This window comes from Rhodococcus sp. SORGH_AS_0303 (assembly GCF_030819335.1).
Lineage (GTDB): Bacteria > Actinomycetota > Actinomycetes > Mycobacteriales > Mycobacteriaceae > Rhodococcoides.
The window spans coordinates 4349774-4369634 of sequence record NZ_JAUTBO010000001.1 but is presented as its reverse complement, the minus strand read 5'-3'; the positions used below and the strand labels follow the sequence as shown (position 1 = coordinate 4369634).

Genomic DNA, 19861 nt, shown 5'->3' with positions numbered 1-19861 from the left:
AACCAGGAGATCAACCATGCCCACTGACAAGCGCGTCGTCGTCTACGGAGCGTCCGGCTACACGGGTCGCCTCATCTGTGAGTATCTGCGCGAGTACAACATTCCTTTCCTGGCCGCGGGCCGCGATCACGCCCGCCTGAAGGATGCCGTGAGTGCCGTGCCGGGTATCGACACCGTCGAGCACGAGATCGTCGAGGTCGAGCACACCGTTGAGGCGCTGACCGAGGCCTTCCGCGGCGCGACCGTGGTCCTCAACACCGTGGGACCGTTCGCCCGCTACGGCCACGAGGTGGCGCAGGCCTGCCTGGCCATCGGTGCGCACTACACCGACACCAACGGCGAGCAGAACTGGATGATCGACGCCGAGGCGCAGTACAGCGCCGACTTCGCCTCGCAGGGACTGGTTCTCACGCCGGGCCTCGCGCAGATGTACTCCATCGGTGAGATCGCCGCGAACATCTGCTTGGAGAACCCCGGTCTGAACAGCCTCGACATCCAGGTGTTCTGGAAGGGGCACCCCACCGTCGCCTCGACCAACACCATCCTCACCAACGCCGCGTTCTCCAAGGCGTACTACCTGGAGGAGAACGAGTACGTCGAGTGGCCCGCCGACGCCGGGCTCTACACCGTGAGCGTTCCCGGTCAGCACGATCTCGGCCTGGCGTTGCCGTGGGGCGGCACGTCGCATCCGGTCTGGTTCAAGAACGACCCGCGGGTCGCCACCGCGAAGGCTCTCGGCGGTGTCTTCAATCCGCCTCTGATGAAGGCGGTTCCGCTGTTGGTGGCCGCCGCCCTCGAACAGATGGAGGGCAAGTCCGACGAGGAGAAGTACCGCATCATCGACGAGCAGTCGTCCGCGATCCGCAGCGAGATGCCGCCCCGGGAGAACCCGCGCCTGAACACCTCGCTGGACTCGGTGTACGCATCGGGTCCGCTGGGCCGCGCACACTGCGTCATCCACGGCAACTGCAACTACAAGCAGACCGCGCTGCTCAACGCGCACGGCGCTGCCGCACTCCTGCAGGGAGCTCCGCGCAAGGTCGGATTCGCCTCCAGCTGTGAGGCGTTCGGTCATCGCGAGTTGCTCGGCACGCTGCGGGCGTTCGGTCTGGTCCTGGACCCGATCGTCTCCGTGCACCGCTGAGATGCGACTCTCCGACTACCTGGACAAGGGCGTCTCGCTCGGCCGTGGGGCACCGTGCCTCACGGCCGGGGGTGACACCTCCACCTACGGTGAGGTGTACGACCGGTCGGTCGAGATCGCCGCGGCGCTGCAACACGACGGTGTCGAGGCCGGCGATCGCGTCGCCGTCCTGTCCGGTAACGACCCGCTGGCGCTGACGTGCGTGTTCGGCATCTCGCGCGCCGGCGCGGTGTGGTGCCCGGTGAATCCGCGGAACGAGGCCGACGAGAACCGCCAGCTGTTCGATCTCTTCGGATGCCGAACTCTGTTCTTCCAGAGCCGATTCACCGACCTGGTCGACCGGATCCGAGGCGATCTGCCGCACCTCGTGCGACTGGTCTGCCTCGACGGTGACACGGAGTGGTCGATCCCGTTCGAGTCGTGGCTCGCCGAACACCGCGGCGAGCTCGACGCGGACAGGCGGCCGCCGCGCGGGCTCGCGATGCTGGCGGGAACGGGCGGCACCACGGGAAAGCCGAAAGGGGTGCGGCTGACCGAGGACAACATGATGACCTCGACGGCGCTCGCGCTGATGAGCTATCCCTTCGGTGTGCGGCCGCGCTATCTTGCGCTGGCGCCGCTCACGCACTCCGCCGGTGTGCTGACGTTCCCGATCCTGAGTCTCGGCGGCGAGGTGGTCATCATGGCGGCCCCCGACATCGGGGAGTTCCTGGTGCTGATCGAACGGCACCGCATCACCCATGCGTTCCTGCCTCCGACGGTGATCTACGGCGTGCTCGACCACCCGGAGCTGGATCATCGGGACCTGTCGTCTCTCCGCTGCCTCTGGTACGGGGCGGCGCCGATGTCGCCGACGCGGCTCGAGGAAGCGCTCACGCGCATCGGGCCGGTGCTGGGGCAGCTGTTCGGACAGACCGAGGCGCCCAACATGATCGCCACCCTGGCGCCGGCGGACCACTTTCGTCCGGACGGCACGGTGGCGACGGAACGGCTCACCTCGGCTGGTCGTCCGACACCCTTGACCACGGTCGCGATCATGACCGAGAAGGGCGACCTCGTCGGCACCGGTGAGCGTGGCGAGATCGTCGTGCGCGGTCCCCTGGTCATGGACGGCTATCACGAGAATCCGGCGGCGACGGCAGAGGTGGGCGCTCACGGTTGGCACCACACGGGCGACATCGGATACCTCGACGACGAGGGCTTCCTCTACGTCGTGGACCGCGCGAAGGACATGATCATCACGGGCGGCTTCAACGTCTACTCGGCTGAGGTCGAGCAGGCTCTGCTCGCTCACCCTGCAGTTAAGGAGTCGGCCGTGGTGGGACTTCCCGACGAGAAATGGGGAGAACGGGTGGTGGCCGCGGTCGAACTGCGCGCCGGGCAGGAGGTGGATCCCGCCGCATTGATCGCCTTCGTCAAAGAACGCATCGGCAGTGTGAAGGCACCGAAGAACATCGAGGTCTGGGATCTTCTGCCCCGGTCGAAGGTCGGAAAGATCCTGAAGAACGAGGTCAGGTACACCATGACGATGTAGTGCGTGGGTCGCTCGACCTCTGTACACGGCGTATGGCCGGGTCTACCGTGAACGGACCGAACGGTACGTCCAGCCAGGAGGTCGACCATGTCTCGTCGTCTCACCCGCACACTCGTCGGAGCCACAGCCGCCGGCGCCGGAGCAGTTGCCATTGCCTTGTCGGGCGGTGCAACGGCGTCTGCAGCACCATCGATCGGCCCGCTCTATTTCCAGACCTTCGGTGAGTTCTACTTCCCGCCTGCGAAGAATTGCCAGGAGACGGCGGCGGAGTACCGCGAACGAGGCGACATCATCCTCGTGAACTGTGCGCCCGGCCTCGCCTTCGGCACGTACCAGCTCGTCGGTATCCGAGCAGGCTTCGGTAGCTGACCCCGAGCCCACCGGCGCAGTCGCTACGGTGGGCGGATGCCACTGTCGCCGCGGGTACCGGACCTCGGAGCCCTCGATGTGATGGTGTCCGTCGCCCGGTTGGGCAGCATGACGGCAGCGGGCCGCGAACACGGGTTGAGTCAGCAGGCGGTCAGCGCGCGAGTGCGTGCGGCGGAACGGGACATCGGTGTCCGCATCTTCGATCGCGGGACGAGCGGTGTCGCCCTGACCCCCGAGGGCGTCGCGGTGATGGAGTGGGCGGGCGGCATCCTCGACTCGGCCGAGAAGTTCGCGACAGGAGTGACATCGCTTCTGCGCGAGGGGAATGCGACGCTCACCATCGCCGCGAGTATGACCGTCGCCGAGCACCTCGTGCCGGCGTGGATGCTGTCGATGCGCAGACAGTCGCCCGACGTCCAGGTGCAGATGCGACTGATGAACTCGGCGGAGGTCGCCGAGCAGGTGCTGGACGGGCGCGCGGACATCGGCTTCGTCGAAGGGCCCGACGTGCCGGCCGGGCTCGGGGTCGCCGTCGTCGCGCACGACGAGTTGATCATCGTCACGGGACCGTCCCACCCGTGGGCGACCAGACGTGCGGCGTCGATGGAGCTGCTGCAGACGACGGCTCTGGTGCAACGGGAGCCGGGGTCGGGAACCCGCACCACGTACGAGAGCGCCGTCCGCCCGACGGTTCCGCCGCTCATCGAGCTCAACTCCGTCACCGCTGTCAAGTCTGCTGCCATATCGGCGAATGCGCCGGCGGTGGTGTCGTCCCTCGCGGTGGAGGGGGAGCTGCGGAGTGGCGCGTTGGTGCGCATCGACGTTCCCGGTCTTTCGATGACGCGTGAGCTGCGCGCGGTCTGGAGCCTGTCTGCAGCACTGCGCGGTCCACGTCGCGACTTCCTCGACATTGCCCGGCAGTAGCCACAAACAGCGTTTGTGGGGTGACAAGAGCACGACCACTACTGATCGTCGCCGTCCCGGCGCACTGTGAAGGCATGACGACCTTCCGGACCGCGACATCGCACGGGCTGCTCCGCGATCTCGACTCGCCCGGCAGCGTGATCGAGCACATCACGCCGAACTGGTTCGCATCGGTGATGGGGACCGGAATCGTCGCCACTGCCGCAGCAACGCTGCCCGTGCAGAATGTCGTGCTCCACATGGCAGCCGTCGTCATGTGGCTGCTCGCCTCGACTGTCCTCGTCGTCGTGTCGACCCTGTTCGCCGCGCACTGGCTCGCGCACCGCCGCGTCGCGCAGGCCCACGCGGCCCACCCGGTCATGATGCAGTTCTACGGCGCGCCGCCCATGGCCCTGCTCACCGTCGGTGCCGGCACGAGCCTCCTCGGCGTGGACATCATCGGGCAGAGCCTGGCCACCTCGATCTTCGTCGTCCTCTGGACGGTGGGTACCGCGCTGGGGCTCGCGACCAGTGTCGTCGTCCCGTACGTGATGATCACCCGCCGCCGCAGCGCCGACACGGTCGCGCTCCCGGCATGGCTGATGCCCGTGGTGCCGCCGATGGTCTCGGCATCCACCGGTGCACTTCTCCTCCCGCACATCGCCGACGGGCAGTGGCGGCTCGCGATGCTCGTCGGCTGCTACGCGCTGTTCGGATCGGCACTCGTGACCGGGCTGATGGTGACGACCGCGGTTCTCGGTCGACTGCTGCACGGCGCCGTCCTCCCGGTCCAGGCTGCACCGACTATATGGATCACTCTCGGCGTCATCGGCCAGTCCGTCACCGCGGCCAACCTCCTGGGTGCCGATGCGGCGATGGTGTTCACCGGTGACCGGAGAGAGGTGGCGGTGGTCCTGCGTGCGGCGGGAATCCTCTTCGGAATGGTGATGGGCGGCTTCGGAGCGATGATGTTCGCCCTGGCCACGGCGCTGACCGTGCACGCGGCGCGCCGAGGACTGCGCTTCTCGTTGGCATGGTGGTCGTTCACCTTCCCGGTCGGAACATGCGTCACCGGCGCGGCGGCGTTGGGGCGCGCGCTGGAGTCGTCCGTCGTCGAGGCACTGGCGGTCGTGCTGTTCGCCGTGCTGGTGACGGCGTGGACGACGGTGGCGACGAGGACGGTGCGCGAGGCGTATCGCGGCCGGGTGTTTCTTCCGGCGTGAGAGTCGCACGACGGCGAAGTGGGCACACTGGAGGCATGGAGATCACCGGCCACCTCACGCCCGACGAGTTCTGGACCCAGCAACGCGCGATCGAGGATCAGATCCGCGCCGAGTCGACCACCTTCCCGACCTACACGGTGAACGGGTGGAACGGGGTGCGGGTGATGGGCCCGTGGTCGCGGGAGAACGACGTACTGACCAGCGTGACACTGCGGCACGGTGAGGTCGACTGGGACGGCGACGACATCGACGGTCCCTTCGTCGAGGTCACCACCACCACGAAGGACGCGCACCGCACGGCGCTGAAGGCGATGCTGTCGGCGATCGGTCTGACGCCGATGTCGCCCGAGTACAAGCGGCGACGTGAGGCCATCGCGGCGACGGAGGCGCGTCGCGTCGTCGTGCCGGTGAACGGCGCGGACACCGACTTCGAGATGCACGGCGGGCAGGAACGGTGGTGGGCGTCGGCGACGGTGGGCGACCACGGTGTGGTGATCGAGGCGCGGCACCACCCTGTCGAGGCGGTGGCGCTGACGTCGGAGACCGACATGGAGCCCTATCTCGACGGCCTCCGCGCCGCGATCCGTACGAGTCGGGGCGAGTGATGGCACTGCCCTCGCACGGCCGATTCCCGTACTCGCCCATCACGTCCCGTCCGTCGTTCTCGTGGCCGGGCGGCGCGTCCCTCGCGGTGTACGTCGCCGTCAACTGCGAGCACTTCCCGTACGACGACGGAGCTCCCGGGCTGGGATGGACGCCGGGAATGGACCAGCCGAACACCTACAACTGGGGTTGGCGCGAGTACGGCAACAGGGCGGGCGGCTTCGCGTTGGCCGACACGTTGCGCGACAGCGGAATTCGTCCGACTCTGCTCGTCAACGCCGAGATCTACGAGCACGCTCCCGATCTGGTGGCGGCGTATCGCGCACTCGGCGCGGACGTCGTCGCCCACGGCCGCACCAACGCCGAGCAGCCGAACCAGCAGGACGAGGACGCGGAACGTCGCACCATCGAGGCGGTACGACGGGCGATCGAGTCACACGAGGGTTCGCCGCCTCGGGGTTGGATGAGCCCCGGCGCGAACCCGAGCCGGGTGACGGAGGACCTGTTGGCGGAGCAGGGATTCGAGTACACGCTCGACTGGCCGATCGACGACCAGCCGGTGTGGATGGCCACGCGCGGTGGACCTCTACTGAGTGTTCCGTACCCGCACGAGGTCAACGACCTTCCGGTGTTCGTCCATCACCACGGGTCCGCGGAGGATTTCGAGCACATCGTCGTCGACTCGTTCGACGAGCTGAAGGAGCAGTCGCGGCGCGCACCGCGCGTGTTGGCCATCTCCACCCACACGTTCCTCACCGGGCAACCGCACCGGCTCAGACGCTTTCGTCGCGCGCTGGATCACCTGACGTCGCACGCCGACGGTGTCTGGTTCACCACCGCCGGCGACATCGCCGAGCACTATCGGACGGTCACTCCGCCGCCTGCGTGACGTAGTCGTGCAGCTGCGCCTCGGTGAGGTTCGCCTCGGTGAGTGCCGCGAGGGCCTCCGGATCGAGGTTCTCGGCACTGCCGTCCGCGAAGCGCCGTGCACCCTCGGCCGTGACACCGCGTGCTCGCAACTGGGCGAACACCTCGTCGGTACTCACACGCCCGCCGGGAGTGCCCGTGCCGCGACTCCCGCTCCCATGTTGTACCCGAGATGACCGCCGAGAGCGCCGCCCAGACCGGCGACGGCGAATCCGGCGAGTGCGAGCGCCTTCGACGTGGTGTCCGGCGGCGACGCGTCCGCTGCCTTCGCGCGCCGGCGATACGACGCCGTGAACAGAGCCAGGGCTACGGCGTTGGTGCTCGCGTGGATCAGACCCACTCGTCGCTGTTCCGCGTTGAGCGTCGACCACGTCGCCCACCCCGTCACCAGTGCGGTGGGGGCGGTCACCAGTCCGGCACCGATGAGGCGCCGCGCTGCCGCGGAGTCTCCACCGGTGACATCGAGAAAGACTGCGCTGGTCCACAATCCGACCGAGGAGTAGGCCATGATGGGATGCATCGGGTGGCCGACGAAGGTCCCACGGAGGAGGCCGTCGACCTTCGTCCCCTCGAGAGCGGATCGGAGCTTCCCGGCGACGGGGTCGCTGACCGGATCGAGGAACGTCGCCTTCTCGAGCGGGTGGAACAGCGGTGTGAGATTCATACCGTGTCGGATACCCGCAGCGGTCGAGGGTAACCGCGACGCACGGTGCGCTCGAGAATGCCGAGGGTCACGCGCAGGGACGATCCGGACACCACGGGGAATATGTCACGCTCCCGCCAGTCGGGATGGATGTCGGACCAGTCGTAGTAGGACGTGACGAGGGTGCCCTCCGTGCCGTCCTCGAAGGAGTGCGGCGCGAGCCGGTACCCGTAGCGGTGGCCGATGGGCGGTCGGACCGTGCCGACGATCGTCCACGAGATGTCCCGATCGCGCTCGAAGGTCGCGATGGTGACCTCGACGTCGTAGGTACCCATCGGGAGGTCGCCGAGTGCCTCGCGATCCATGTGCACGACGAAGGTGTCTCCCGCGGACGTCACGGGTGCGCCGTCCGCGCTCATCAACATGCCCGAGCCGTCGATGGCGACGTGGCCGTCGGGATCGCAGAGCACGTCGAAGATGTCCGCCGCGGGCAACGGCATCACGCGCTGAAACTCGAGTCGTTCGTCGGTCATGGGTCCAGTCTGCACTTGTGCAGGAAGCGGGTGCGCAGGTCGTCATTGAAGACGGAGCGCGACGGGCACAGACTCGTGACCATGACGGACCTCACAGGACGATCGGCTCTCATCACCGGTGGTGCCAGCGGAATCGGGGCCGCGATCGCCCGCGCCCTCGCGGCGAACGGCGCTCGGGTCACCGTCGCCGACCTCGACGGTGACGCCGCCACGGCGCTGGCACACGAGATCGGGGGAGACGCGTGGCAGGTGGATCTCTCCGACGTCGACGCGCTCGCGGACCTCACCCTCGAGACCGACATCCTGGTGAACAACGCGGGAATCCAGCACGTGTCGCCGATCGAGGACTTCGACCCGGTGATGTTCCGCCGCATCCTGACACTCATGGTGGAGGCACCGTTCCTGCTGGTGCGTGCCGCTCTGCCGCACATGTACGAGTCCGGGTACGGACGCATCGTCAACATGTCGTCCGTGCACGGCATCCGGGCATCGGCCAACAAGTCGGCGTACGTCACGGCGAAGCACGCGCTGGAGGGACTGTCGAAGGTCACCGCTCTCGAAGGCGCCGAGCGGGGCGTCCGCAGCAACTGCGTCAACCCCGGCTACGTGCGAACACCCCTCGTGGAGAAGCAGATCGCCGATCAGGCGCGCGTCCACGGCATCGACGAGTCCGAGGTGCTCGAGAAGGTGCTGCTGACCGAGAGTGCGATCAAGCGGATGGTGGAGCCGGAGGAGGTGGCCGCACTGGTGTCCTTCCTCGTCGGAGACGAGGCATCGATGATCACCGGCGCGTCGTACACGATGGACGGCGGCTGGAGCGCGAGCTGATCACTCGCCGCGCGAGACGCTCTCCACGAAGTCGCGGGCGATGTCACGGAGCTTGCGGTTGGCACGCTGTGACTCCGCGGACAGCATGCCGAACGCGGTGTCGCTGTCGACGCCGTGCAGTGCCATGAGAATGCCCTTGGCCTGCTCGATGGGGGCGCGGTGCTCGAGTGCGTCCTGCAGGCCCGACGCGACCTCGCGGGCCGACCGCACGCGCGCGTAGTCGCCGATCGCCGTGGACACGGTGGACGTCAGCAGCTCGAGGATCGACTCGTCGATCGACCCGAACGCGTCGGGGGCGGTGCCGTACAGGTTGAACGATCCGAGCTTCATGTCGGCGGTGTGCAGGGGCGCGGCGAGGAACGAGCGCACGCCCTCCTCGCGGGCAGCGTGTACGAACTCCGGCCAGCGCTGCTGCGCCGTATCGACGTCGACGCGCACGATCTCCCCGGTCCGGGCGGCCTCGAGGCACGGACCCTCACCGATCTCGTACTGATGGCGGTCGACCTCGAGCGTGCGGTCGTCGGTGTGCACGGCCGTGTACGTCAGGCCGCCGAACAGGATGCTCACACCGACGCTGGACGCACCGTCGACGGCCTCGTGTGCGATCTCCGCGGTGCGCTTCAGCAGCACCGCCAGATGGTCGTCGTCGCGGACGCTGCCGCCGACCACGCTCAGCATGGCCGCGAGTCGACGGGGAGCGACCGACCCGGTGGCCACCTCGGTGACCAACTCCGCCGCACGCGACGTCGACTCGTCCGCCTCCGCGCGCTCCGAGTCCGCTGTCGCCGCCACGGCGCTGTCCCTGCTCTCCACGGTTGAGAATCATCGCACGACGCGGGGACACCAGCAGCGACTCCGGTTGAGTTCGGTGGCCAGCGGGTATCGCAAGCATCAGGTACTCGTGTTGTCCGGACATCACGAAGTGCCAGAGCCGTCGAGTGAAGAAGCCCGCCGATGTCTCGGAGACCCCCACTGTGTGCCTGCGCACCGGTGGGGTTCTTCGTGTCGTGGGCTCAGCCGCGGCGTGCGTGCTCCTCGATCACGGCGGCATTGAGCGCGGCCGCGGCGCTGACGATCGCGGCGGCGTCGTCCGGGTCGCACTCGCCGTCGGCGACGCGCGCGACGGCATCCTGCATGCGTACGCACAGTGTGGCGACGGAATCGTCGTCGGTCGGCTCGTCCGCCACGGCGCTCGTACCCGCCGATTCGTCGTCGGCCGGCTCGGTCCGACGGACGTCCTCGATCACGTCGTCCCGCCCCGCGTCCGCGAGTCGCTCGAACTTCTCGGCCGGTGTCTCGGGACGGTAGTTGCGAGGGCTGCCGTTCACCACGGTGCGCGTGCCCGGCGACAGCGCCACGAAATTGACCCGAGCCCCGCCGGGATCGCCGCTGACCCGGAAGACTCGATCCGGGCGTGTGACACTGCGCACGATCATGCCGTCCGCGATGGCGTGCGGATTGCGTGGAGCCACATCGAACCTCGATTCACTGGTTGTGGGCCATCATGGTCGTATGACTTCCGTGATGGAGCGCCTGCTGGACATCGCCCCGATCTGGGTGTTCCTCATCGTCTTCCTGCTGGTGTTCCTCGAGGACGCGATCTTCGTCGGTTTCGTGATCCCGGGAGAGACGGCCGCGGTCATCGGCGGTGTCGCGGCGAGTCAGGACCACGTGAGTGTCGTGGCGATGGCGGCGGTCGTGGTCGTCGCGGCCGTGGTGGGTGACTCGGTGGGCTTCGAGATCGGCAAGCACTTCGGCCCACGACTGTTGGCCATGAAGATTCTGGACAAGCGTCGCGACAAGCTGGACAAGGCGCGGGACCTGTTGGCGCGCAAGGGCGGGACGGCCGTCTTCCTCGGCCGGTTCGTCGCCTTCTTCCGAGCGGTGATGCCGGCGTTGGCCGGAATGTCGCGCATGCCGTACCCGAAGTTCCTCGCGTACAACGCACTCGGTGGGCTCGTCTGGGGGACGGGGTTCGTGGTGCTCGGATTCGTCGCCGGCAACTCGTACGAACAGGTCGCGAAGACGGTGGGACGGGACGCGGCGATCATCGTGGTCGCGGTGGTGGTGATCGCGCTGATCGTGTGGCGCGTCCGGGCTCATCGCTCCGAGAAGGGCGCGGCGCGGGCCTACGATCCCAGCGCGAGCACCGACAGCAGCTCGTAGGCCACGTGTGACGCGGCGATTCCGGTGATCTCCGCGTGGTCGTACGCGGGCGCGACCTCGACGATGTCCGCACCGACGATGTTCGCTCCCACCAACCCGCGCAGGGTGTTCAGCAGTTCCCGCGACGTCATGCCGCCCGCCTCGGGTGTGCCGGTACCCGGGGCGTGGGCCGGGTCGAGGACGTCGATGTCCACTGAGACGTAGACCGGGCCCGTGTCGAGACGGCGGCGCATCCGCTCGACGATCGAGGCCACCCCGTCCATCTCGTAGTCGTCGGACCGGATGATCTGAAACCCCAGGACGGCGTCGTCCTCGAGGTCCTTCTTGCCGTACAGCGGACCGCGGATCCCGATGTGCTGCGACCGCTCGAGGTCGATCAGCCCCTCCTCGCTGGCCCGTCGGAACGGTGTCCCGTGCGTGAAGGGTGCACCGAAGTACGTGTCCCACGTGTCGAGGTGCGCGTCGAAGTGCAGCACGGCGATCGGCCCGTGGTCGCGGTGCAGCGCGCGCAGGATCGGCAGCGCGATGGTGTGGTCGCCACCGAGAGTGAGGACCGTGCTGCCGTCCTTGCGCAGATCGGTGATCGCGTGCTCGACCGTCGTCAGTGCCTCGGCGATGTCGAACGGATTGACCGCGATGTCGCCGGCATCGGCCACCTGGCGGTGCGCGAACGGCGACACGTCCAGCGCGGGGTTGTACGGCCGGAGCAGTTTGGACGACGCGCGGATGTGGCCGGGACCGAAGCGCGCGCCCGGCCGGTAGCTCACGCCCGAGTCGAAGGGCACTCCGACGATGCTCACGTCCGCCCGGGAGACCTCGTCGAGTCGCGGCAGCCGCGCGAAGGTCGACGGTTCCATGTACCGCGGGTATCGCGAGCCGTCCAGAGGTCCCCTGATGTCGGTCATGAGCAGTGATGTTTCCTCACTTCAGGCGGTTGGTCAACACTTGTTTCCTGACGCGGAGCAGGGCATGATCGCGGCGTGTCCACCATCGGAAACCGGCTGCGGGAGGCCCGGGCCGCCCGTCGTCTCACTCTCGACGCGCTCGCGTCGACCGTCGGTGTGACCAAGGGCTACCTGTCCAAGGTCGAGAACGACCGCGCGTCCGCGTCCGTCGCCGTCCTGGTGCGCTGGTGCGACGCGCTCGAGATTCCCATGGGGTCGCTGTTCGACGACGTTCCGCACGGCGACGTCGTCCGCGCCGGCGAGTACCCCCCGATCGCCCTCGGGGGTCATGCCCAGACGGAGTACCTGCTGACCCCGCCGGGCGAACAGCGCGTGCAGGTCATCCACGGCAGGATCGAGCGCGGAGGAGGCAGCGGCGACGAGTCGTACGAACTGCCGGCCGAGGTGGGGTTCGTCCTGGTGCTCACCGGTCGGCTGATCCTGACGCTCGACGAGCGCACCGTGCAGCTCGACGACGGTGACGCGCTCACCTTCGATCCTCGTCGTCGGCACAGCTTCCGCGCGGAGGTCGACACCACGGTGCTGTGGGTCCTGACGCCGTCCCTGCCCTCCCGCCACGACAGAACCAGAATCGAGACGACCCCATGACCACGCCCGTCACTCCCGACAGCTCGGTCCACGAGCGATCAGCAGGGGACCGTGAGCAGCCGGTCACCATGTTCGGCCCCGACTTCCCCTTCGCCTACGACGATTTCCTCGCGCACCCGGCCGGGCTCGGGTCGGTCCCTCCGGACCGCCGCGGCACCCGCGTCGCCATCGTCGGGGCCGGTCTCGCCGGCACCGTCGCCGCCCGGGAGCTGCTGCGGATGGGACTCGAACCCGTGGTGTACGAGGCGGGGTGGATCGGCGGCCGCATGCACTCGGTCCCGTTCGAGGGGCACGAGGACACGGTCGCCGAGATGGGCGCGATGCGGTTCCCGCCGTCGTCCACCGCCCTGTTCCACTACCTCGACCACCTCGGCATCGAGACCACCCCGTTCCCCAACCCGCTCGCCGAGGCGACGCCCAGCACCGTCATCGACCTCAAGGGCACCAGTCACTACGCGCGGCAGCTGACCGATCTCCCCGACGAGTACGCCGAGGTGGCCAGGGCGTGGCAGCGCACGCTCGAGGAACAGTCCGAACTCGTCCCTCTCCAGCGCGCCATCCGCGCTCGGGACGCGGCGGCGGTGAAGCGCATCTGGAACGACCTCGTGGTGCGACTCGACGACACGACGTTCTACGGGTTCCTCGTCGGATCCCCCCACTTCGCGTCGTTCGCGCGTCGAGAGCTGTTCGGGCAGGTCGGTTTCGGCACCGGTGGCTGGGACACCGACTTCCCGAACTCGATACTCGAGATCCTGCGCGTCGTGGCCACGGAGGCGGACGATCACCACCGCGGCATCGTCGGCGGATCCAGCCGCCTGCCACGTGGTCTGTGGTCGGAGGCCGTGTCGGACGCGGCGCACTGGTCGGCGGGCACCTCGGTCGCGTCGCTGCACGGCGGCACACCCCGCCCGGGTGTCACGGAGATCCGGCGACGGACCGACGACGCCACCGGCGACCACACCTTCGCGGTGACCGACTCCTCGGGCCGGACGGACGAGTTCGCCTCGGTCGTCGTGACCGCGCAGAGCTGGATGCTCCTCAACACCATCGACACCGACGACGACCTGCTGCCCATCGATCACTGGACGGCCGTCGAACGCACCCACTACATGGGGTCGACCAAGGTGTTCGTGCTCGTGGACCGACCGTTCTGGAAGGACGTCGACCCCGAGACGGGGAGGGAACTGGTCAGCATGACCCTCACCGACCGGTTGAGTCGGGGAACGTATCTCCTCGATCACGGCGACGATCGGCCCGGCGTGATCTGTCTGTCGTACACGTGGAGCGACGACTCGCTGAAGCTGCTGCCGCTCTCACCCGACGAGCGGTTGACGCTGATGCTGGGATCGCTCGAGGAGATCTATCCCGGGGTGGACTTCCGCAGCCACATCGTCTCCGATCCGGTGACGCTGTCGTGGGAGACCGAGCGCCACTTCATGGGTGCCTTCAAGGCCAACCTGCCCGGCCACTATCGCTATCAGGAACGCCTCTTCTCGCACTTCGTGCAGGACGAGCTCGCCCCCCGGCATCGCGGGATCTTCCTCGCCGGCGACGACATCTCGTGGACGGCGGGATGGGCCGAGGGCGCCATCCAGACCGCGCTCAACGCGGTGTGGGGAGTCATGAACCACCTCGGCGGATCGACACATCCGGACAATCCCGGGCCGGGCGACGTCTTCGAGAGCATCGCCCCGCTCCGCCTCGGGGACTGATGCGTCGACCGGCGCGGTGAATCTCGGTCCGGGAGGACTTACCGAGCGGTAGCGTTCCTCCGGTGGTTCAGTTGCTCTCGCGCTCACGGGCGGCCGATCGGCCGCCCGTGACGACGCCTGCGACCGTTCCGGTGCGGACCGTCTCGGCGCAGGCACTGGCCATCGTGCTCGTGCTCGCCGTCGCGGTGCTCGTGTTCCACCTGACCCGGCCGACGGCCGAGGAACCGGCCGTCGGGGCGGTCGCCGCTCCCGCTGCGGACCTGCGGCCGAGCTTCCTGGCGGAACCGGAGCGCAACCTGGGCCCGCTGCGCCAGATCGCGAAGGTCAACCGCGCCACGGCGGAGGAGGAGTACGCGGCCGCCATCGCCGTGCTCTCGACGGCGGCGAGCGCCGAGGAGAAGGATCGCCGACTGTACGAGCTGCCGCCGGCCGTGATCGGCGCCCGCATCGGTAGCTACGCCTCACCGGCTCGCGGCACGTACACGTCCGGTTTCGGCCCGCGGTGGGGAACGATGCACAACGGCATCGACATCGCCGGCCCGATCGGCACACCGATCCTGTCGGTGGCGGACGGTCAGGTGATCGAGGCCGGCCCTGCGAGCGGCTTCGGGTTGTGGGTGCGCGTGCGACACGACGACGGCACCGTGTCCATCTACGGTCACGTGGACACCCTGGTCGCGGTGGCCGGTCAGCGGGTCGCGGCGGGGCAGCAGATCGCGACGATGGGGAACCGCGGCGACTCCACCGGGCCGCACCTGCACTTCGAGACCGTCGTCGGAGACAAGCACGTGGATCCCGAACTGTGGTTGATCGGCCGCGGTATCTCGCTCGGACCGGAAGGCGACTGACGAGTCCCATCCGTCACACCAGTAACACGCTCGGATACGATCAGGGCATGAGACGGGCACTTCTGACGGCGGCGACGGCACTCGCCGTGGCCGTGGGCACTGCACCTCTCGGCGCCGGTCCGGCCGCGGCCGACACCGCCGGCTCCTGCTCACCCGAGCATCCCCGTCCCGTCGTGCTGGTGCACGGCACCTGGGTCGACGGTCCGGACACCTGGTCCACCCTCACTCCTCAGCTCGAGGCGGAGGGCTACTGCGTCTTCACTCTCGAGTACGGCTACCGCGCCGAGCCCGGCGAGAACCTGCTGCAGACCTACGGCGGCGACGACATCGCCATGTCCGCGCGAGAGCTGCGTGCCTTCGTCGACGACGTCCGATCACGCACCGGCGCAGCCGACGTGGACGTCGTCGGGCACTCCCAGGGCGGTGTCGTGGCGCGCCAGTACCTGAAGTTCGGAGGTGGAGCCGACGCGGTGCACACCCTCGTCACCCTCGGCGCCACCAATCACGGCACCACGTTCTCGGCGGGGCAGCTCGTCGGATCGCTCGCGCAGCAGTTCGGACTGCCGGTCGGCGAGGTCGCCGCCGCGGCCGTCGGACCGTCGTTCGTCCAGCAGATGGTCGGCTCGTCGTTCCTCGACGTGCTCAACGCGGGCGGCGACACCGTCCCGGGCGTCGACTACACCGTGATCGCCACCCGCGCGGACACCGTCTCCACGCCGCCCGAGAACACCTTCCTCGCCGCGGGCCCGGGCGCGACCGTGGACAACGTCTGGGTGCAGGACGGCTGCCCGAGCAACACCGCCGGGCACATGGAACTGACCACCGACCCCCGCGCACTGTGGATGGTGCAGCGCGGGCTCGACCGGTCCTACGCCGATCGGGTCCCCAGCCCCTGCTGAGTGTCGGGGTGCGCGCGCTGGTGCGGTGGCCGGCTGGAAGGGGTGTGCACACGGCCGGCGTGTGGTGAACACCCGTTGCCGCAGGCTGGAGGGGGTGTGCGGTTGACGCAGGGGGTGTGCACGCAGCTCGGTGCACCTCGCGATCCCGTCGATTCTCACGTTCCGCCGCCCTCACGCGTTTACTGATCGTGATGCTTCCGTTCGAGACCGTCGTGGCCACCCACGGCCCCGTGGTGCTGCGGGTCTGTCGCGCCGTGGTCGGTCCCGTCGACGCCGACGACGCGTGGTCGGAGACCTTCCTCGCCGCACTCCGGGCGTACCCCGATCTGCCCGAGGACGCGAACGTGCAGGCCTGGCTGGTGACCATCGCGCACCGCAAGGCCGTCGACGTTCATCGCGCGGCAGCTCGCCGGCCCGTGCCCACCGACTCCGTTCCGGACGTCGCCACGATGGTGCCCGACGAGAACCACGCCCTGTGGTCCGCGGTCGCGGCCCTGCCCGACACTCAGCGACTGGCCGTCGCGTACCACCACATCGGTGGGCTCCCTCATGCGGACGTCGCTGCGCTGCTGGGTAATTCGACCACCGCCGCCCGGCGTGCCTGTGCCGACGGCATCGCGACGCTACGCCGCACGACCACGAGGAGTGAGCTGCTGTGACCACCGCCGCCGAACTGACCGCGCTCCACGAGCGACTGACGCACCGCGCCGCCGAGGAAGGACTGCTCGACGTCGCGTACCGCACCCTCGACTCACCCGTCGGCACGCTCCTCGTGGCGGCCACCGAGCGAGGTGTCGTGCGCGTGGCCTTCGACGTCGAGAACCACGACACGGTCCTGCAGACGCTGGCCACCCGCATCAGTCCGCGGGTGCTCCGAGCGCCGGCCCGGCTCGACCCGGTGGTCCGCGGGCTCGACGCGTTCTTCGCCGGGACGTCCCGCGTCGTCGACGTCGACCTGGATCTGCGCCTCGCTGCAGGGTTCCGTCGCGACGTCCTGACACATCTCCAGCGCATCCCCTACGGTGAGACCCGGAGCTACGCCGCCGTGGCCGCGGAAACGGCCAGCCCGAAGGCCGTCCGCGCCGTGGGATCGGCCTGCGCGCGCAATCCGCTGCCCCTGGTCATCCCATGTCATCGCGTGGTGCGGTCGGACGGAACGCCCGGTCGCTACGCCGGCGGTGAGGCCGCCAAGCAGCTTCTGCTCGAGCTCGAGACACAGAACTACTAGGCGGTATTACTCTCGACGCATGTCCTCCGCTGCTGATGTTCCCGCGCACCTCGTTCTGTCTCGTCGCGATCTCGAGTTCCTCCTCTACGAATGGCTCGACGTCGAGTCGTTGACCGAGCGGAAGCGCTTCTCCGATCATTCCCGGGAGACGTTCGACGCGGTGATGGAGCTCAGCGAGCAGATCGCGGTGAAGCACTTCGCGCCGCACAACAAGAAGGCGGACGCGAACGAGCCGCACGTCGGCGAGGACGGCAAGGTCGTCCTGATTCCCGAGGTCGAGCAGGCGCTGAAGGTGTTCAACGACGCCGGCCTCATCTCCGGGCAGTTCGACGACTCGCTCGGCGGCATGCAGCTGCCGACCACGGTGTCGAAGGCGTCGCTCGCGTGGTTCCAGGCCGCGAACACCGGCACCGCGACCTATCCCTTCCTCACGATCGGCAACGCCAATCTCCTCATCGAGTACGGCAGCGAGGAGTTGGTCGACGCCTATGTCCGGCCCATGCTCGAAGGCCGTTTCCACGGGACCATGTGCCTGTCCGAGCCCGGTGCCGGATCGTCGCTCGCCTACATCACCACCAAGGCCGTCGAGCAGGGTGACGGCACCTACGCGGTGACCGGAACCAAGATGTGGATCTCGGGCGGCGAGCACGAACTCGGTGAGAACATCGTGCACCTCGTCCTCGCCAAGATCCCCGGCGGTCCGGCGGGCGTGAAGGGCATCTCGCTCTTCGTCGTTCCCAAGACGCTGGTGAACGCGGACGGGTCGCTGGGCGAGCGCAACGACGTGAACCTCGTCGGCTTGAACCACAAGATGGGGTACCGCGGAACCACCAACACGCTCCTCGCGTTCGGCGAGAACGGCGGCGCCACAGGCTATCTCGTCGGCGAGCCGCACAAGGGCCTGTCGTACATGTTCAAGATGATGAACGAGGCGCGCATCGGCGTCGGCATGGGCGCGACCGCGCTGGGCTACACCGGCTACCTGCACTCGGTGGCGTACGCCCGGGACCGTGCACAGGGCCGGCCCGTCGGTGACAAGGATCCGGCTGCCCCGCAGGTGCCGATCATCGACCACTCCGACGTGCGTCGCATGCTGCTCGCGCAGAAGTCCTACGTCGAGGGCGGTCTGGCCCTGGGTCTGTACTGCTCCCGGCTGGTCGACGAGCAGATCACCGGCGAGCAGGACGCGGCGGATCGCGCCGGGTTCCTCCTCGACGTGCTCACCCCCATCGCCAAGGCGTGGCCGTCGCAGTGGTGCCTCGAGGCCAACAACCTCGCGATCCAGGTGCACGGCGGGTATGGCTACACCCGCGACTACAACGTCGAGCAGTTCTACCGCGACAACCGCCTCAACCCCATCCACGAGGGAACGAACGGCATCCAGGGCCTCGATCTCCTCGGACGCAAGGTCGTCGCGCAGGGCGGCCGAGGACTTCAGCTCCTCGTCGAGACCATCACGGAGACCATCGACGCGATGTCGGGCGAGTACGCCGACGCCCTGCGAGCGGCAGTGGATCGCCTCGTGGCCGTCACCGGCACGCTGTGGGGTCAGGGCGACGCCGAGGTGGCGCTGGCGAACTCGTCCGCGTACCTCGAGGCGACCGGTCACGTGGTCGTCGCGTGGCTCTGGCTCGACCAGCTCCGGGCGATCGGCGACAAGGAAGGCGCCTTCTACGACGGCAAGCGTGTCGCGGCGCAGTACTTCTTCCGGTACGAGCTCCCCAAGACGGGCCCACAGTTCGACCTGCTCGAGAACCTGGACCGTACGACGCTGGACCTCGACACCTCGGTTCTGTAGCGCTGCGCCCGCGCTCCACGGATCGTTCGGTGCACCCGCGATCGGGGGTGCGGGTGGCGAACTGCGGTGCGCTCTAGCTTCGCCGGGCGCACCGCTCGTCGCCGCGCGCACCTTCCACGGTGCGCGGAGAACCGGGCGCTGCGCCCGGCCGCGCTCCACGGATCGTTCGGTGCACCCGCGATCAGGGGTGCGGGTGGCGAACTGCGGTGCGTCGAGCAGCGCGTACCGCGTAATGCCCGTCACACACACCTGGCGACGCGGTGCATCGACTGCTTAGATACAAGATGTGCGCAACACAGATGCAACCGAGACGTCGTCCGACCGGGCGTACGCGACGGTCAAGGAGCTCATCGTCTCCGGCGAGCTGCCGGGCGGGGAGCTGATCAGCGAGGGACAGATCGCCGAGCGCACCGGCACCAGCCGCACCCCGGTCCGTGAGGCCTTCCTCAGGCTCGCGGCCGAAGGATGGATGCGGCTCTACCCCAAGCGCGGGGCCCTCGTGGTTCCCGTCGCCCCCGACGAGGCCACCCATCTCGTCGCCGCCCGTCGACTCGTCGAGACCGGATCGCTCGAGGCGTTCGCACAGGATCCGGGCAGCCGGGCCTCCGCCGCCGCACAGATGCGCGAGAGCCTCGACCGGCAGCGCGTTCTCGCGGAGGCGGGCGACTCCCTCGGCTTCGCTGCCGAGGACGCAGACTTCCACACCATCGTCGTCACGCACGGGGACAACCCGCTGCTGTCGACCTTCTACTCAGGATTGCGCGACCGGCAGCGCCGCATGACCGCGAACTCCGTGGCGCGCAATCCGGACGTGTTGGCGTCGATCATCGGCGACCACACCCGTCTCACCGCACTCGTCGAGCAGGGCGACGTCGCCGCGTACGACGACGCCCTCTCCCTCCACATGGCAGCCACGCACGCGCTGCCGCGTGGAATCCGCTGAAGGACCC

At 68.5% G+C, this 19861-nt stretch carries 23 protein-coding genes; 17 read left to right on the top strand and 6 right to left on the bottom strand.

Features of this window, described 5'->3' with window-relative positions; all coding sequences use genetic code 11:
• The first annotated feature begins 16 nt into the window (after positions 1-16).
• From QE449_RS20730 to QE449_RS20700, 7 genes are all read left to right on the top strand, one after another.
• Complete coding sequence (locus QE449_RS20730; RefSeq protein WP_307109592.1) at positions 17-1144, top strand: DUF5938 domain-containing protein; 1128 nt, start codon at positions 17-19, stop codon at positions 1142-1144.
• A gap of 1 nt (position 1145) precedes the next feature.
• Positions 1146-2678: an AMP-binding protein gene (locus tag QE449_RS20725; RefSeq protein ID WP_307109591.1), complete on the top strand. Its 1533-nt coding sequence runs from the start codon at positions 1146-1148 to the stop codon at positions 2676-2678.
• 87 nt (positions 2679-2765) lie between these two features.
• On the top strand, positions 2766-3047 hold the full coding sequence (locus QE449_RS20720) for a hypothetical protein (protein ID WP_307109590.1): 282 nt from the start codon (positions 2766-2768) through the stop codon (positions 3045-3047).
• 36 nt (positions 3048-3083) lie between these two features.
• Complete coding sequence (locus tag QE449_RS20715; protein WP_056443500.1) at positions 3084-3971, top strand: LysR family transcriptional regulator; 888 nt, start codon at positions 3084-3086, stop codon at positions 3969-3971.
• A 74-nt stretch (positions 3972-4045) separates the two neighbouring features.
• Positions 4046-5173: a TDT family transporter gene (locus QE449_RS20710; RefSeq protein WP_307109589.1), complete on the top strand. Its 1128-nt coding sequence runs from the start codon at positions 4046-4048 to the stop codon at positions 5171-5173.
• A 35-nt stretch (positions 5174-5208) separates the two neighbouring features.
• The gene (locus QE449_RS20705) at positions 5209-5778 is read left to right on the top strand and encodes a hypothetical protein (protein WP_027506500.1); all 570 of its coding nucleotides are present in this window, start codon (positions 5209-5211) and stop codon (positions 5776-5778) included.
• Entirely contained in the window at positions 5778-6665 is an 888-nt protein-coding gene (locus tag QE449_RS20700) for a polysaccharide deacetylase family protein (protein WP_056443505.1), read from the top strand. Before QE449_RS20705 ends, QE449_RS20700 begins: the two co-directional genes overlap by 1 nt.
• Here QE449_RS20700 and QE449_RS20695 read toward each other — a convergent pair.
• Genes QE449_RS20695 through QE449_RS20685 form a run of 3 tightly spaced genes read right to left on the bottom strand, consistent with a single transcriptional unit; the run spans position 6646 to position 7879 of the window.
• Positions 6646-6822 carry a hypothetical protein gene (locus QE449_RS20695; RefSeq protein WP_155957085.1) on the bottom strand — a complete coding sequence of 59 codons (177 nt, stop codon included), beginning with the start codon at positions 6820-6822 and terminating at the stop codon, positions 6646-6648. The two genes, QE449_RS20700 and QE449_RS20695, sit on opposite strands and share 20 nt — an antisense overlap.
• Positions 6819-7367, bottom strand: a complete 549-nt coding sequence (locus tag QE449_RS20690; RefSeq protein ID WP_307109588.1) for a DUF2231 domain-containing protein — start codon at positions 7365-7367, stop codon at positions 6819-6821. Before QE449_RS20690 ends, QE449_RS20695 begins: the two co-directional genes overlap by 4 nt.
• A complete protein-coding gene (locus QE449_RS20685; RefSeq protein WP_027506497.1) occupies positions 7364-7879 on the bottom strand; it encodes a polyketide cyclase in 516 nt (171 codons plus the stop codon). Before QE449_RS20685 ends, QE449_RS20690 begins: the two co-directional genes overlap by 4 nt.
• Before the next feature lie 81 nt (positions 7880-7960).
• Between QE449_RS20685 and QE449_RS20680 the strand changes: the two genes are divergently transcribed.
• Positions 7961-8707, top strand: a complete 747-nt coding sequence (locus QE449_RS20680; protein ID WP_027506496.1) for a 3-hydroxybutyrate dehydrogenase — start codon at positions 7961-7963, stop codon at positions 8705-8707.
• Here QE449_RS20680 and QE449_RS20675 read toward each other — a convergent pair whose 3' ends face one another.
• Positions 8708-9520 carry a GAF and ANTAR domain-containing protein gene (locus QE449_RS20675; protein WP_307109587.1) on the bottom strand — a complete coding sequence of 271 codons (813 nt, stop codon included), beginning with the start codon at positions 9518-9520 and terminating at the stop codon, positions 8708-8710.
• A 200-nt stretch (positions 9521-9720) separates the two neighbouring features.
• Positions 9721-10179, bottom strand: a complete 459-nt coding sequence (locus QE449_RS20670) for a hypothetical protein (RefSeq protein WP_307109586.1) — start codon at positions 10177-10179, stop codon at positions 9721-9723.
• A 40-nt stretch (positions 10180-10219) separates the two neighbouring features.
• On the opposite strand from QE449_RS20670, the gene QE449_RS20665 reads away from it, so the two are divergent.
• Positions 10220-10873, top strand: coding sequence for a DedA family protein (locus QE449_RS20665; RefSeq protein ID WP_051613522.1), 654 nt, complete (start codon positions 10220-10222; stop codon positions 10871-10873).
• Here the strand turns inward: QE449_RS20665 and speB are convergent.
• Positions 10837-11778, bottom strand: a complete 942-nt coding sequence (gene speB / locus QE449_RS20660) for an agmatinase (RefSeq protein WP_222638891.1) — start codon at positions 11776-11778, stop codon at positions 10837-10839. The two genes, QE449_RS20665 and speB, sit on opposite strands and share 37 nt — an antisense overlap.
• Positions 11779-11853: 75 nt before the next feature.
• Here speB and QE449_RS20655 point away from each other — a divergent pair, with 75 nt between their 5' ends.
• The 8 genes from QE449_RS20655 to QE449_RS20620 all read left to right on the top strand — a co-directional run bounded on the left by QE449_RS20655 (position 11854) and on the right by QE449_RS20620 (position 19854).
• Positions 11854-12426 (top strand): helix-turn-helix domain-containing protein, encoded by a 573-nt coding sequence (locus QE449_RS20655; RefSeq protein WP_307109585.1) that lies wholly within the window; start codon positions 11854-11856, stop codon positions 12424-12426.
• A complete protein-coding gene (locus tag QE449_RS20650; RefSeq protein WP_027506492.1) occupies positions 12423-14138 on the top strand; it encodes an NAD(P)/FAD-dependent oxidoreductase in 1716 nt (571 codons plus the stop codon). The genes QE449_RS20655 and QE449_RS20650 overlap by 4 nt, the downstream gene beginning before the upstream one ends.
• A 62-nt stretch (positions 14139-14200) precedes the next feature.
• On the top strand, positions 14201-14986 hold the full coding sequence (locus tag QE449_RS20645; RefSeq protein WP_307109584.1) for a M23 family metallopeptidase: 786 nt from the start codon (positions 14201-14203) through the stop codon (positions 14984-14986).
• Positions 14987-15033: 47 nt separating this feature from the next.
• The gene (locus tag QE449_RS20640; protein ID WP_307109583.1) at positions 15034-15885 is read left to right on the top strand and encodes a triacylglycerol lipase; all 852 of its coding nucleotides are present in this window, start codon (positions 15034-15036) and stop codon (positions 15883-15885) included.
• A 191-nt stretch (positions 15886-16076) separates the two neighbouring features.
• Positions 16077-16544 carry an RNA polymerase sigma factor gene (locus QE449_RS20635; protein ID WP_027506491.1) on the top strand — a complete coding sequence of 156 codons (468 nt, stop codon included), beginning with the start codon at positions 16077-16079 and terminating at the stop codon, positions 16542-16544.
• Positions 16541-17113, top strand: a complete 573-nt coding sequence (locus QE449_RS20630) for a methylated-DNA--[protein]-cysteine S-methyltransferase (RefSeq protein WP_027506490.1) — start codon at positions 16541-16543, stop codon at positions 17111-17113. The genes QE449_RS20635 and QE449_RS20630 overlap by 4 nt, the downstream gene beginning before the upstream one ends.
• A 19-nt stretch (positions 17114-17132) precedes the next feature.
• Positions 17133-18911, top strand: a complete 1779-nt coding sequence (locus tag QE449_RS20625) for an acyl-CoA dehydrogenase (RefSeq protein ID WP_307096497.1) — start codon at positions 17133-17135, stop codon at positions 18909-18911.
• Positions 18912-19197: 286 nt separating this feature from the next.
• Positions 19198-19854: a GntR family transcriptional regulator gene (locus QE449_RS20620; RefSeq protein WP_037186307.1), complete on the top strand. Its 657-nt coding sequence runs from the start codon at positions 19198-19200 to the stop codon at positions 19852-19854.
• The last annotated feature ends 7 nt before the right edge of the window (positions 19855-19861 follow it).

Coding starts and splice junctions, on each gene's coding strand:
- QE449_RS20725 (WP_307109591.1), top strand. CDS start 1,146: ATGCGACTCTCCGACTACCTGGACAAGGGCGTCTCGCTCGGCCGTGGG.
- QE449_RS20635 (WP_027506491.1), top strand. CDS start 16,077: ATGCTTCCGTTCGAGACCGTCGTGGCCACCCACGGCCCCGTGGTGCTG.
- QE449_RS20625 (WP_307096497.1), top strand. CDS start 17,133: ATGTCCTCCGCTGCTGATGTTCCCGCGCACCTCGTTCTGTCTCGTCGC.
- QE449_RS20680 (WP_027506496.1), top strand. CDS start 7,961: ATGACGGACCTCACAGGACGATCGGCTCTCATCACCGGTGGTGCCAGC.
- QE449_RS20690 (WP_307109588.1), bottom strand. CDS start 7,367: ATGAATCTCACACCGCTGTTCCACCCGCTCGAGAAGGCGACGTTCCTC.
- QE449_RS20665 (WP_051613522.1), top strand. CDS start 10,220: ATGACTTCCGTGATGGAGCGCCTGCTGGACATCGCCCCGATCTGGGTG.
- QE449_RS20715 (WP_056443500.1), top strand. CDS start 3,084: ATGCCACTGTCGCCGCGGGTACCGGACCTCGGAGCCCTCGATGTGATG.
- QE449_RS20650 (WP_027506492.1), top strand. CDS start 12,423: ATGACCACGCCCGTCACTCCCGACAGCTCGGTCCACGAGCGATCAGCA.
- QE449_RS20685 (WP_027506497.1), bottom strand. CDS start 7,879: ATGACCGACGAACGACTCGAGTTTCAGCGCGTGATGCCGTTGCCCGCG.
- speB (WP_222638891.1), bottom strand. CDS start 11,778: ATGACCGACATCAGGGGACCTCTGGACGGCTCGCGATACCCGCGGTAC.
- QE449_RS20710 (WP_307109589.1), top strand. CDS start 4,046: ATGACGACCTTCCGGACCGCGACATCGCACGGGCTGCTCCGCGATCTC.
- QE449_RS20700 (WP_056443505.1), top strand. CDS start 5,778: ATGGCACTGCCCTCGCACGGCCGATTCCCGTACTCGCCCATCACGTCC.
- QE449_RS20705 (WP_027506500.1), top strand. CDS start 5,209: ATGGAGATCACCGGCCACCTCACGCCCGACGAGTTCTGGACCCAGCAA.
- QE449_RS20720 (WP_307109590.1), top strand. CDS start 2,766: ATGTCTCGTCGTCTCACCCGCACACTCGTCGGAGCCACAGCCGCCGGC.
- QE449_RS20730 (WP_307109592.1), top strand. CDS start 17: ATGCCCACTGACAAGCGCGTCGTCGTCTACGGAGCGTCCGGCTACACG.
- QE449_RS20640 (WP_307109583.1), top strand. CDS start 15,034: ATGAGACGGGCACTTCTGACGGCGGCGACGGCACTCGCCGTGGCCGTG.